Consider the following 14,025-nt stretch of genomic DNA (forward strand, 5'->3'; position numbering starts at 1 on the left):
TCCTCCACTTAAGCTTCCCCTCCAACCACCACATTATTAATCCGCAAACTTGGACCCCCACAGCCAACGGGTAGGCCATTCTGGCCTCCCTTCCCACAGCCGCCAGACTCATCCCAGTAGAAGTCATCGCCAATGGCTTCAATATCGGCCAGGGTTTGAAACACATTGCCCGATAAGGTGACATCTCGCACCTTCTCCGCTAACTCCCCATTGCGAATCATCCAGGCTTCTCCAGCACTAAAGGTAAACATCTCCCCATTGGTCATTCCCCCCAGCCAATTGCGAGCATAGACCCCTTCCTTAATGCCAGCACAGAGTTGGTCAACGGGGGTAGTGCCACGACCAATCCAAGTGTTGGTCATGCGGACAATCGGGGAATGCTGATAGTCCAAACAGCGGGCATTTCCGGTGGCGGCTTCTCCCAAGCGTCCTGCGGTTTCCCGAGAATGGAGTCGCCCCACTAATACCCCATTTTCAATCAGTTGGGTGGTAGTAGCAGGGGTGGCTTCGTCGTCGTAAAAATAACTGCCGCGATGACCCTGGGGGGCTGCACCGTCAAAAATTTGCAAGTCCTCGCCGCCAAAGCGTCGTCCCAGGGTCATGACTTCGAGTAAGTCGGGGTTCTCATAGGCCATATCGGCCTCGGAGAGATGGCCAAAGGCTTCATGGACGAATAAACCGCTGAGAATTGGGTCAATAACAACGGGATAGGCCCCCCCCCGTACGGAGGGCAATTCTAAGGCTTCGACCGCCCTTTCTGCGGCGCTTTTGACCTGTTTGTCAAGGGTGGTCATGTCCTCATAGCCACGGCGAGAGCCACTGGTTTCACGGCCCGTTTGTACGGTTTCTCCATCGCGGGCCGTGGCGGCGAAACGCATTTCTAAATCAACCCAGGATTGGTCGATAAAGGAGCCTTCTGAAGTGGCAATGAGGAGTCGCTTGGCACAGTCGCTATAGCGGACGGAGGTGGTGGCAATGCGGGGGCTGACGCTTAGCAGTTGCTCGATATAGCGATCGCAGAGGTCTTTTTTGTCCTTCAAGTCAATCTGTCGGGGGTCGGTTCGCGTCAGGGGCAATTGACAGATATCGGTGAGGATGGGAATGGGGGCTAGTTCCGTCTGTTCACAACCCACTAAGCGGGCCGCCGTGACCGCTTCCTCAACGCGATCGCCCAGTTGGGAGAGTCGGTTAAAACTCGAAAAGCCCCAACCTCCTTTGTAACAGGCCCGCACCTGACCCCCTAGGCTGACATCTTCGCTGAGGGTTTCAATTTGATGGTCAGCATGAGACTCCTTCTGAATCCCTCGGATAAAAATATCAGTCCCCTCGGACGCTTCGAGGCGGATGGCAAGATAATCCACTCGATGTTGATAGCGTTTGAGGGTATCGCTAATTTGATTTTGCAGGTCAGCTAGAGGGTTCGCCATACTAGGAAACGTCGGTCATGGGGTCGGTTTTGGAGGTGGGGCGAGGGGGTGGCAATTCGTCCAGAATCCGGAATCGCACATGGTTGATGGCTAAGTCTCCCATGGATACTTCGGTTTTGGGCAGTCGCTTGCCGTCTTTAATCAGACTTTCAAATTTCGCCCCTTTGACTAATTCTAGGTGATACCAGGCTAACCCCATAAAGAAGCGCAGGGGGTGGGGGCCGCGATCGCCCATGCCATCGGGGTTCGACTCCATGGGAATCCAGCCATAGCCGGGGACAAAGAACTCCAGCCAGACATGGTTAAAGTCCGGCTGCATGGGGACTTCCCGCAGTTCTGCCTGGGCAGGGCATTTATAGCGGCCTACAGTCCGACAGGCAATGCCATTGAGACGCAACAGGGCCAGGAGAATCCCTACATATTCCCCACAAGACCCCATCCCCCGTTTCAGGGCCACATCAGGGGTATCAATATGGGGTTTGATGCCATATTCGAGGCGATCGTAGACATAATCACGGATACTCAAGACTTGCCGCAACAGGTTGGTTTCAGTACCGACGGCGTTACGGGCCGCCCGTTGCACGGTGTCGGTATCCATAGCCAGGTTGTCATTATCCACCAGATACCGTTCAGGATAGTCGGGGGGCAACTCGGGTAAGTCACTAACATCGCCGGGTTTGAGATTATATTTAATCCCCCGCACCTCTAGGATAGCTTTCCAGCCAAAAATCCGGGCTTCAAAGGGTTTGAGATGGTCAAACTTGAAGACGGCCATGGGTTGTTCTTGGATGACCCGCGTTTCAAAGGGGAGGCCGATAGACTCGATGTCATGAACCCTTTGGCGGGGGGTGTTGGCGGGAAGGGCGATGTGCCATTCAAAGTCTTTGAGTTCTACTGCATCGAGGGGGGAGAGTTCCTCGGTGTAGGTCATTTCGATGCGGTAGCCATTCGAGAGGGTGTAATGCTCTTCGGCGTTGTGATAGATGTGGAGGGGATGGATGAAGGTGCGATCGCGGAAGGTGAGTTGATAGGGATTCGCGGCGTTGGGGTCATCCCGAATGTAGGGTTCTTCATAGGCGTAGGCGACGTAGAGAAGATCCTCGTCGAGTTCAGGATGAGGATAGAAGGTCAGGGCCGTGGGGGAGGGGAAGGGGGTGAGAACGCTGAAGTGCATAGACCCTGTCCCGCGATCCATACAGTACACGGTTTGCTCAACGGTATCGGTCACCCAGAGTTCCTCGCCACGAACGGCGAGGTTTTCGACGCCAACGCCTGGGGCGTAAAAGCTGGTAATTTCTTTTTGGGTTTCTCGGGAGAAGACGTAAATGAGGGCTTCTTTCTGGCAACTGACGTAAATGGCCCCACCCTGAACGGCTACCCCCTGTAAGGCGTAGGGAAGGGTAATAAAGCGTTGGGCGATGAAGTCGTCGAGGTTACAGAAGTAGATGCTATCGCCTCGGGTGAACCAGAGGGTATTTTCCCAAATGGTCATCCCCCCCACTCCGATGAAATCGGCGGCGTTATGGGGGTTTAAGATGCGGGTATCATCGCTTTCTGGGCTGACGGCGACGATATAGCCCCGAACGGCATCCACGGCGATGAGTTCTGGCTGGGTTTGGCCGGTTTCTGGATTGGCGGCCGGAAGCACAGCAAGTCCATGAAGGGCATAGACGCCATGGGGTCGGAGAGTCTGTCGTTCGAGAGGCTGAGTCATGGCAGAAGGGGGGCAAAAAGGGCAACGGGCAACGGTCAACCGGGAGAATGAGTGATTCGGTTTTGCCCTGAGTGACTGTTTACGGTAGCACTGTCGGCGTTCGGGGAACTGATTGCTAGACTACCATTCCTCAGGGGATAGGGGAGAGGTGGATGAGACGGGCTGTTACTCGGCGGCGGCGGCTTGGCTGGTTTTGGCGAGATAGATGCCGCTAAAGACGATGATAAAGGCAATGCCGGTAATTAGGTTCAGGGCTTCGTTGAAGATACACCAGGCGAGGAGGGCACTCACCATGGGTTCGAGGAGGAGAAAGAGGGAGACGAAACTGGAGGAGAGTTTGTCCATACTCTGGGCGAGAAGTCGTTGGCCTAAGCCTTCGCTGATGAGGGCGAGTCCGAGGACGGCTAGCCAGGTGTTGAGTGTTTGGGGAAAGAGTTGTCCTTCCATGAGGAACACGAGGGGGAGAAGGAGGAGGCTGCCAATTCCGCAACGCCAGAGGAGGATGGTGGTGGCACTGAAGCGCGATCGCAGTTCTTCGACGATGAGAAAGTACAGTCCTAAGAAGACGGCGGAGAGAAGGGCGTAGCTGTCTCCGAGGAGGGTTCCTTCGCTGCCGTTAATGTCTTCGAGTCCTAGGGCGATCGCTCCGACGAGGGCAATGGTCATGCCAATTAGAAAGCGACGGTCAAATGTTTTGCCGAACCAGAGCCAACTTCCTAAACTTGTGAAGATTGGGGTTAGGTTGTTGAGCAACATACTTTTGGCGACGGTGGTATATTGCAGAGAAATGGCCCATAATACTAATGAGGTAATGGCGACGGCTCCAACCCCAATTAGGAGTAGCCATTGTTGGCGGCTGATGGCTTGTGCGTCTTGTATGGTAGGGCTTGGTGAGATTTGGCTTTGACAGAATCGACCGAACCCAAAGATGATGAAAAAGAAGAATAAACGGTTAAAGACGGTGGCGTTTGCACCCAGTTCGAGTTCGCTTAGTCTGATGAAGATGGGTGCAAAGGAAACGGAAATTAAGGCGATGCAGAGACTAATTAGGGCTAGGCGATCGCCCTGTTTGACTTCTTTGGTTAAGTCGGCGATCGCACCCTGAGATGGTTTTACGGAACTCGACATTAAACTTGGCAACCTGATAACTGAACTCTTGCTTGGCGGGCGATCGCTCTCCCTCTCCCTGTCTGGGATAAGCCTCTTAACCCACCGCTCCTGAGGTGTTTCACTTCCAGAGTTCTTGTATCTTCACCACTCCTGAGACGGGCTGACTGTCTAACTCAATACAAAATCAAGGAATTTTATCGGTTTTAAGTGAGGATTGATGTAAAAATCAACTTTTTGCAGGGTGATTTTAAAATTGCCCAGGGTAGATGTTTGACTTCGCGTCCGAAACGAAACCCTCGGCCTCATTCTACCATCATCTTTGTTGAATGGCAACTTATACCATTTTTCAAAAATTGTGTCATAGATGTCTGTAGGGGCGAACCCTTGTGGCACTGGTGTCAAGTTAAGGAAATCGTGGAAAAGTCAAGAAAGTGTAAACAACCCGAGACCAAGGGAAAAATGCTTATAGGCTAAGGACTAGCTAGCCAGGACAAAAGATGCCTAAGAAGACCTATCACAAACCGGGAAACCCGGACTTCAGACGACATCGCTCAGTGCCCGGACCAGTGAATCGGACGATTGAGCAGCGCTTGTTCGAGATGTTAAGTCCGGGAACGTTTGCCTCCCTCAAAAGCGTAAGCAACAAAGGACGACGGTTACGAGAGCGAACTCTAACCCTGCCGGTGATGACAGCGATTGTCCTGAGCCTAGTTTACCGGCAAATGACAGGGCTAAGTGAAGTGCTGCGAACCCTAGAACAGGAGGGACTGTTTTGGGTGAAAGCTCAACGCATCAGTAAACAGGCTCTATCCCAAAGATTACAAAGCCTGCCGGCCCATCTGTTTGCCAGTTTGCTCGAGCAGGTCATTGAGCGCTTGAACCAATCCTCAGCGCCCGGGGAAGTCTCGCCATTCTGGAGACCGGTGCGGTCTAAGTTCCCAGCCATTTGGCTAGCTGACGGGTCAACCCTCGAAGCCTTAAAAAAGAAACTGCATCGTCATCGCGGCAAAAAAGCCACCTCCCCCTTGGCCGGCAAGATGATGATGATGGTCGATGCCTTCAACCATCGCCCCCAGGCGGCCTGGTACAGTCCTGAAGCCCAATCCAATGATAAGCTTTGGACTGACTCATTGCTCGAACGTCTGCCAAAGGGCGGTTTAATGGTGTTTGACCTGGGATTCTTTAAGTTTCCTTGGTTTGATGCCTTTAGCGATTCGGGCAAGTTCTTTGTGACTCGCTTGCGGGAGAAAACCGCTTACAAGAATCTCAAGGTACTCGGTCAAAACCGTTACGTTCGTGACGAACTGATAGATTTAGGGCAATACCGCTCTAATCCTTGTCACCATCCCGTGCGTCTGGTGTCCGTCTCTTGGGAGGGAACCATCTACCGCTATTTGACCAATGTCACTGACCCCGAGGTCTTGTCCGCCCGCTACGTTAGCGAGCTTTATCGCCAACGCTGGCGCATTGAGGAGGCCTTTCTCGTGACCAAACGCTTGTTAGGTTTGGCTTACCTCTGGGTCGGTGGCTCCAATGGCATTGAAATCCAGATTTATGCCACCTGGATTTTCTATGCGGTGCTTACCGACGTCTGTTCCCAGGTCTCTGAGGCTTTACATGAACCCATTGACCGCATTTCTCAGGAAATGGTTTTCCGCAGTCTTTACTTTTTCAGTCGCGCCCGGGAACAGGGCCGTGTTGAGGATGATGAACTCATTCCTTTTCTGGTTCAATATGCCCAGTCCTTCGGACTGGTTAAAGCTAGGCGTAAGCGCCAACGAAAGAAAGATGCTATCTCCCGTCAGGTCTGGTCTCACCCCTTAACTTGACACCAGTGACCCTTGTGGTCGCCCTCCTCGGTGTTGTATGTCTGGCAAGGATTTCAAAAAATGGTATTAATTCTTAAGAATTTCCCTATCAAACCATTGTTCCCCGTGATTTGCCTCTAGCCATGACATGAGGGGTAATCTTTACTCCAAAAAAGCCCCCTTCATTGAGAAGGGGGCCAAAACACTATCTGAAGAGATAAAACCCGTCAGCCTCGCGGCTTACTCAACCCCTTCAATGCGGTCCTCAACCTGTTGATACAACTCCATCAGACGTTCGAGGTTCTCATCACTGGTTTCCCAATAGCCACGGCCATGGACCTCCAGCAACGTTCCCACCATCTTGCGGAACGAATGAGGATTGAGATTCATCAGGCGTTCCTGCATCTCCTTATCCTTAATAAAGGTCTCATTCGCCTCCTCATACACCCAGTTATCCACCGCGTCCGCCGTCGCCGACCAACCCATGGTGTTCACCAAGCGTTTCGAGAGTTCCCGAACCCCCTCATAGCCATGAGATAACATCCCCTCATACCATTTCGGGTTCAGCATCTTCGTCCGGGAATCCAGACGCACCGTTTCCGAGAGACTGCGAACCTGGGCATTGGCCGTCGTCGTATCGGCAATATAAGAATTGGGTTTCTTGCCATCTTTGCGTAACTTCGAGACCACCTTCGTCGGGTCAGAATCGAAGTAGTGCGACACATCCGTCAAACTGATTTCCGAAGAATCCAAGTTTTGGAAGGTCGCATCCGCCGTGGATAGGGCCGACTCAAACACCTTGCGGTCTTGTTCCATCATGCCGGGGTTATCCGCATTGAAGGCGAAGGACTTACGAGTCAGATACATCTCTTGTAACTCCGACTCTTCCTCCCAAGTGCTGTTTTCCACCGCCAGGTTGATATTGGCCGCATAGGACCCTGACGCATTGGAGAACACCCGAGTCGCCGCTTGACGCAGATTAATCCCCATTTCCTCGGCCTGCTTAATAGCGTGTTTACGAACAAAGTTCATCTCCACCGGTTCATCCGCTTCAGCAGCCATCTTAATCGCCTTATCCAACAAGGCCATCTGATTCACAAACAAGTCACGGAAGACCCCAGAACAGTTGACCACCACATCAATCCGAGGACGGCCCAACTCCTCTAAGGGAATCAAGTCTAACTTGTTCACCCGTCCCAACGCATCAGGAACCGGTTTCACCCCAACCATCCACATGATTTGGGCCAAGGATTCCCCATAGGTCTTGATGTTGTCCGTTCCCCAAAGCACACAGGCGATGGTTTCAGGATACTCATTGCCGTTTTCCTGGCGTTGGCGTTCCACCAAGCGGTCAACGACCGTCTTCGCCGCCAGAACCGCTGCCGCCGTCGGAATCGCTTGGGGGTCGAGGGCATGGATATTCTTACCCGTGGGCAAAACATCGGGGTTGCGGATGGGGTCACCACCGGGACCCGGTAGCACATATTCCCCTTCCAAGGCCCGCAACAGAGACCCCAGTTCATTGTCCGCACAAACCTGCTTGAGACAGAAGTTGAGATACTCAATCAGCTTGTCTAAGGCTTCTTTGTCCACCCGATGGAAGCCAGCGGCTTTGAGAACCTCATACCAGGGTTCATCCTTAATCATCCGTTGCAGCCAGTTACCCAGATTCTCTAAACGAACCCGGCCATCGCTGTCGGTTTTCTCAGCCACCATGGCCCCAACGCACTCGCGGGTCGCCTCAACGATTTTCTGGTTCAACTCCACATCGGCGAGAACCCCTTTATCGTTGTTGCTGTAAATGTCTTGGATGTTGCGGTCGAGACTTTGGGCCAAGAGGCTGGGAAGTCCCACAATACCTTCTTCTTCCCGGTCAATGCTGGCGATACTCACCAGAGTCGCAACGGCTTCTTCAGCAGTGGGCGGTTTGCCAATAACATGCAAGCCACAGGGTAATAACCGCGACTCGATTTCCATCAGTTGTTTGTACACCAAGCCGACGATGGTATCCCGTTCATCTTGACTGAGGTCTTTGGCATCGGCTTCGGGGAAGTCGATGTCTTTGTCGAGATTGACCATGCGGGCTTTCTCAACGATGGTGTTGACGATGGGAATGCCCCGTCCGCCATCTTTGAGGGTTTGGTAGGACCCCACCAGTTCGCCGAGTTCCTTGAGTCCTTTATACAGACCGGCATTTTCCGCTGGTGGCGTGAGGTAGGAAATGGTTTCAGCGTAGCTGCGGCGTTTGGCGATGGTCGCCTCGCTGGGGTTGTTGGCGGCGTAGTAGTAGAGGTTGGGAATGTTGCCAATCAAACTATCGGGGTAACAGGTTCCCGACATCCCCATTTGTTTTCCGGGCATGAACTCCAGGGAACCATGGGTGCCAAAGTGGAGAACCGCGTCGGCTTGCCAAATTTGTTCGAGATAGGTGTAGTAGGCGGCGAAGCCATGATGAGGACTGGCAGACCGGCTGAACAGCAGACGCATTGGGTCGCCTTCGTAGCCAAAGGTGGGTTGGACCCCGATAAACAGGTTCCCGAACTGTTTTCCGTACACCAAGAGGTTTTGCCCATCGCTGTTGAGGGTTCCCGGTGCAGACCCCCAGTTTTCTTCTAAGCGTTTGGCGTAGGGGGTGAGGTTTTCATATTCGTCAACGGGCATCCGATAGGCCACGTTGAGTTCTGGGCTGGCATACTGGGCAGCGGCATCATGGATGACCGCGTTCATCAACTCCTGGGGATTTTCGGGCAGGTCTTCGATGCGGTAGCCGTTGCGTTGCAGGGCGGTGGCTACTTCGTGAATGCTGCCGAAGACGTCGAGATAGGCGGCGGTTCCCACGTTGCCTTTGTCGGGGGGGAAGCTGAAGATGGTGATGGCAACTTTTTTGTGCAGTTTGGGTTTACGCCGCAGGTTGGCCCATTTCATGGCCCGGGTTGCTACCGCTTCGATGCGGTCTTGCATGGCGTGGGCTTTGCCGGTGGCCCCATCCCGCCCGGAGAGAACGATGGGTTCGATGGCCCCGTCGAGTTCGGGGATGGCGATTTGTAGGGCGACTTGAATCGGGTGCAGTCCTAGGTCGCTGTCTTCCCATTCTTCGGTGGTTTGGAAGACGAGGGGTAGGGCGACCATGTAGGGGCAGTTGAGCCGCTTGAGGGAGTCGATGGCTTTGGGATGGTCTTGACGGGCGGGACCTCCGACGAGGGCGAAGCCGGTTAGGGAGACGACGACATCGACGAAGGCTTTGTTGTTGGGGTTATCGGTTTCCCCTTGTTCCCAGAAGAATTTGTTGACGGGTTGGGAGAAGTCTAAGCCACCGGAAAAGATGGGGATGACCCGGGCGCCGAGGGATTCAAATTCTTGAACCATGGCGACGTAGTGGGCGTCGTCTCCGGTGACCAGGTGGGTGCGTTGTAAGACGAGTCCGACGGTGGGGGCGAGGGGGTCTTTGTGGTCGTCGCTGATGTCCCGGCGGGAGTTATACCAGTTGAGGTATTCTTTGACGTCTTCGAACATTTGGGGGGCGAGGGGATGCCAGATACCCATGTCGGGGTAGACGACGGGGTCGTTGTAGGTGACGTCTCGCTTCCCTTCGGGCAGTACGTATTTGTCTGCCAACATCAAGATGAAGTTTTCCAGGTTGTCGGGGGACCCGCCGAGCCAGTATTGGAAGCTGAGCATGAAGTTACGCGCGTCCTGGGCTTTGTCCACGGGCATGTATTTGAGGACTTTGGGCAGGGTGCGCAGCAGTTTGAGCATTCCGTCTTGGAAGGAGGCGCCGGATTGCTCTTTGCGCTTTCTCATGAATTGGGCGATGGCGCTTTTGGATTGTCCCAGTTGCGCCATGGAGAAGCTGCCCAATTTGTTGAGGCGCATGACTTCAGGCATGGAGGGGAAGACGATGGCGGCGTCGAGGTTGTCCCGGGCGGGTTGGACGGCCTCGATGACTTTTTCGGCCAGGTCTTCGATGAAGATGAGGGAGCCGATGAAGATGTTGGCTTGGGCGACATCCCGTTTCAGGTCTTCGCAGTTTTCAGGGTCGCGCAGTTCTTCGATGAGGTAGCCGCTCAGTTCGATGGCCAGGTTGGGGTTGTTGGCGTTGATGGCTTGGGCGGCGGCGGACAGGGCACTCTGATATTGCGATTCGAGCACGACATAGACCACCTTGATGAGGGTGCGACCGTTGAGGTCGTCGGGTGCCTGAATGTGGCGAACGGTGGGCTTGACGTGGGTGAACATGAATGGGTTACTCCTTACGCGATTCGTGATTGTACTAAACCTGGTCTGGGATGGGCTTATGGAATTTAGCTATATAGGTGTTTTTACCAAATAATGTTAGGGGGACTTCACTCAAATCGGTGTTCTGAAACAATTTGATAGAAAATTTGCAACATTTCGTTACATTTGTTTAGAAAAATGGCGGGTCTGGGGGACGCGAGGGGGATTTAAACAATGGCTGTGTTGTTTTATTGAGGGGGGTTTTGGGCATTATGTCAAGGGAGTCTGGGGAGAAAATGGGTCTGGAGATGCGGTGGGTCACTGAATATTAATTCTTGATACAAGATACCCGAAATTCCGGAAATTGGTTAGGGGAGTGATTTAGAATTTTAGAAGATAACTTACCATAATACGTTGCGGCAAAACGATGGTTTCAGGGTGAAGATGGGTTGCGATCGCAATGTCTTGGGCGTCTTATTAAGGTGAAGCTGATGTCAAATTTTCTATGTCCTTGTTGTTCTTATCCTTTATTAGGCTATGTCCGTCAAGGGACGTTGCGCTGGTTTTGTCCTCGTTGTCATCAGGAAATGCCTTATGGAACGGTGGAAACGACACATTTATCCAATGCAACGGTTTTCGAAAATCATCAGCTTCAACCGGTGGGTGAGAAACCGGTATCTCCGAGTCGTCAGGTGCTGGCCCCGGTTGAGTCTAAGGAAACGAGGATAGCCAAGCCAATTTCAGAGCGTTTTTCTGATCAGTTTCCGGCCTTGTTACATGAGACGGTCGATGGGGTACGAAAAATTTTACGCGCTGACCGGGTGATTCTGTGCCGAACAACTCGGAAGTGGGAGGCGACGGTGGTGGCGGAGTCTCATGCACCGGGACGGTCATCGATGCTGAAATGCCGTTTAGGTCGCTTTTTTAGTGCTGAGGAAATTCTACAGTTTCAGGAGGGAAATGTTCAGGTGATCGCGGATTTAAATTCGATGGATCTCGATCGCTGTCCTACGAAGATTTTAGAGTGCTTTTTTGAGGTTTCCGCCAAGTTGGTGGTTCCGGTGCGTTTGGAAGAGGCGGAGGGATTGTCGTTGTGGGGACTTTTGGCGGTGCATCAGTGTTATACGGCCCGCAGTTGGTCGCAGCGAGAGGTTGATACGACGGTGTTGTTGACGCAACAGTTGGCGCGATCGTTGGAACGAGATCGCCGCTATTGTGAGTTACAAGCGGCCCATGAGGCGTTACGGGAGACGGCATTTATTCATGAAGAGCAGTTATTCCGTCCCCTACCTCCGCCGGAGTTACCCCCCTCAGATATATCGGGGGAGTCAGTGTCTCCATCTGCGGCTGTGACGGTTTCTCCGGAGGAGTTACTAAAAAGCTATGTGGCCTATTATCTCAGTCGTGGTAAGGGGATTATGAGTCCTCATCAGGGAAGTCTCGGGTTTCCGGGTGCGGTGTATGGCTATGAAGGCTATCGCTTTGAGTTTGAGAATTTCTGGCGGCGATTGCAACAGCGAGCGGATTTTCGTAAGCTTTATTTGATGGGAGATATGCGTTGTTTTGAACATTTCTTGAAGGGAAGTTATACGGTCTTGGAATGTCAACGCTGTCATCTTCCCATTCCCACTCGTTATGGTCGTGTTTATGATGGCCCGGAATGTACGTTGTGTGATGACTGTCCAACGAAGTGGGCCAAGTCTGAACCCAGGATGGCGGCAACGCGGGTGTTGGCGGTGGGTGAGACCCCGACGGAGTTGCGAGAAACTCAGCGGCTGTTCCGACAAAATCGGTATGAGGTGCAGTTTGTGGAGACGCCTCAGGAGGCGTTGAGTCAGTCGTTGGGGGCCCCGGTTGATATGGTGACGCTTCAGGGAGATCTCAGTGAGGCCCAAGGCCGCAACTGGGCCAGTCAGCTACGTCAGGATTCCCGTTTTGCGAGTTTGCCAATTTTGGGGTTAAGCGATCGCGCGGGGTATGGTCTACCCTGGATGTTTCACCCGCTGGAGTTACAGCACTATCTGTTACCTCCGTTGAGTGGGGAGCATTTGGTCCGTTATCTGCGATCGCGCGATCGGGAGCAAACCTCATTATTACATTGGTTCCCCCGCTAGGAGTCTGGGGAGTCGCCGAATTTAAGATCCGACCAGGTCAGTTGTTTAACTTTGGCCACGTCTCCCGCTGCGGCGGCTTCTTTAAGTTCCCGTTTACGATGTGCGTTGGCGATGGCTTCTTCAGGGGAACGGGAACTGGTCTCGAAGCATTTTTCTAAGGCGTCGTAGATGCCTTTGCGGTTGAGTTTGGTGTGATACTGGCGTTCGGTGTCGAGAAGTTTGGCCATGAGTTCGAGTTCCATGGCGTCTCCGTCGGCGAGGTCTTCGAGGATGTTCCACTCGTCGAGTCCGAGGAGGGATTGGTCGGCACCGGGCCGAGGGTCTTGGAAGGGTTTACCGGTGATTTCTCGGTATACTGTGGGCAGGCGATCGTCGAATTCATGTTTTTCTTCGAGCCAAATCCGCCGAATTTCGCTGAGTTCTTCGGTGGTGATGAGGGTGATGTCGCGCATTTCAGGGGGAGCGGTTCGACGGACGGTTTCCTGTGCTTCGAGAACTCGTCTTAACCAATGTTCCCGCCACTTTTTGGTGTAGGGACCGGGGATGGGTTCAACAGAAATTTCTCCGTTTTTGTTGCGCTCGAAGAGTTGCACATTTCCATGGATACGTCTAAAATCACGGCGATCGCGATCGTTTTTGAGATCCAGTTCGTTACGGATATCTAGAAGTGGTTGCATCCATTCTTTTTCTTCATCGTTCTGGATCATCGCCTCCATAGATTTGTCTTGACTAACCATTGTACAAACCCAACAGCCAAAACGAGAACTTCCGCAGCTAGGAGTTGTTGTATCCACCACAAGCGGACATTCGTTATCCGCTGTCGCACCGCGATACATAGTTAATAAATGTTTATTGTCATGTCCCCAAGGATTTTTCCATTGCATTAGATACATCCATACTTCATCGGTACTCCAATCTTCAATGGGACTATAGACCAGAGAATTGATTAGCCTAGAGTTAGGACTGAGTCGTTCTCGAACTCTTTTGAGTTCATGTTTTTTCATGGTTTCGGCACGTTTATGACTCTCGGCTTTACGAGTTCCTAGTGCAAGTATAGTCTCACCATTTTCTCGAACAACCTTTCGTATAAACTTATTGGAAGCCTGTATTTTTAGCCGGTCAGTACACCAGCGAAATTTATTTCTGGGCGCCGGATAACCTTTACCAATTAGGCAAACCCAAAAGGTACTGTCAACTGCTGGATGAAGTACATGGGGTTCAATGTTAAGATTTCTTTGTCCGGCTGCTTTTTTTATGGATCTTACAGAATGATTAACCCATTGAGATACAATAGGATTTTCCACCATTGTATCTGTTGTAATCACATAGAGTTTTTTAACTCTCTTTTCTTCTGGTAACAACTCCAGAGCATTCCAAATCAACTGTAATACAGCTGTACTATCTTTCCCGCCCGAGTAGCCAACAACCCAAGGAATATCATCTGCGCAATAAAGCTCTTGCACTTCACGTGTCAGGCTTTCTACTTTTTCTACAAGTACTTCAATTGGATTTTTAGATTGTTCTGTTTCGAGGTTGAGTGATTTTTGCTTACTCATGTTAAGATTGATTTAATCATTAGAAACCAGGAATTCTCGCTCAATACTCTGTTGAATGAGTTGACTAGTCATCAATAGAAC

7 protein-coding genes are annotated in these 14,025 nt (G+C 52.1%); 2 read left to right on the plus strand and 5 right to left on the minus strand.

The genetic code is table 11. From position 1 onward, the window contains the following. Positions 1–8: 8 nt before the first annotated feature. The 3 genes from L855_RS12710 to L855_RS12720 all read right to left on the minus strand — a co-directional run bounded on the left by L855_RS12710 (position 9) and on the right by L855_RS12720 (position 4,269). Positions 9–1,427, minus strand: coding sequence for a TldD/PmbA family protein (locus tag L855_RS12710; protein ID WP_159788561.1), 1,419 nt, complete (start codon positions 1,425–1,427; stop codon positions 9–11). A 1-nt stretch (position 1,428) separates the two neighbouring features. Further along, positions 1,429–3,141, minus strand: coding sequence for a transglutaminase-like domain-containing protein (locus L855_RS12715; protein ID WP_159788563.1), 1,713 nt, complete (start codon positions 3,139–3,141; stop codon positions 1,429–1,431). 165 nt (positions 3,142–3,306) lie between these two features. Continuing rightward, a complete protein-coding gene (locus L855_RS12720; RefSeq protein ID WP_159788565.1) occupies positions 3,307–4,269 on the minus strand; it encodes a DMT family transporter in 963 nt (320 codons plus the stop codon). Positions 4,270–4,748: 479 nt separating this feature from the next. On the opposite strand from L855_RS12720, the gene L855_RS12725 reads away from it, so the two are divergent. After that, positions 4,749–6,080, plus strand: a complete 1,332-nt coding sequence (locus L855_RS12725; protein ID WP_159784407.1) for an IS4 family transposase — start codon at positions 4,749–4,751, stop codon at positions 6,078–6,080. Between the two features lie 219 nt (positions 6,081–6,299). Here L855_RS12725 and L855_RS12730 read toward each other — a convergent pair whose 3' ends face one another. Next, positions 6,300–10,295, minus strand: coding sequence for a magnesium chelatase subunit H (locus tag L855_RS12730; protein ID WP_159788567.1), 3,996 nt, complete (start codon positions 10,293–10,295; stop codon positions 6,300–6,302). Between the two features lie 470 nt (positions 10,296–10,765). Here L855_RS12730 and L855_RS12735 point away from each other — a divergent pair, with 470 nt between their 5' ends. Further along, a complete protein-coding gene (locus tag L855_RS12735; protein ID WP_159788569.1) occupies positions 10,766–12,388 on the plus strand; it encodes a GAF domain-containing protein in 1,623 nt (540 codons plus the stop codon). On the opposite strand, the gene dndC is transcribed toward L855_RS12735, so the two are convergent. Then, the gene (dndC, locus tag L855_RS12740; RefSeq protein WP_159788571.1) at positions 12,385–13,944 is read right to left on the minus strand and encodes a DNA phosphorothioation system sulfurtransferase DndC; all 1,560 of its coding nucleotides are present in this window, start codon (positions 13,942–13,944) and stop codon (positions 12,385–12,387) included. The two genes, L855_RS12735 and dndC, sit on opposite strands and share 4 nt — an antisense overlap. Positions 13,945–14,025: the final 81 nt, after the last annotated feature.

Origin of the sequence: Sodalinema gerasimenkoae IPPAS B-353 (assembly GCF_009846485.1) — a bacterium.
Classification (GTDB): Bacteria; Cyanobacteriota; Cyanobacteriia; order Cyanobacteriales; family Geitlerinemataceae; genus Sodalinema; species Sodalinema gerasimenkoae.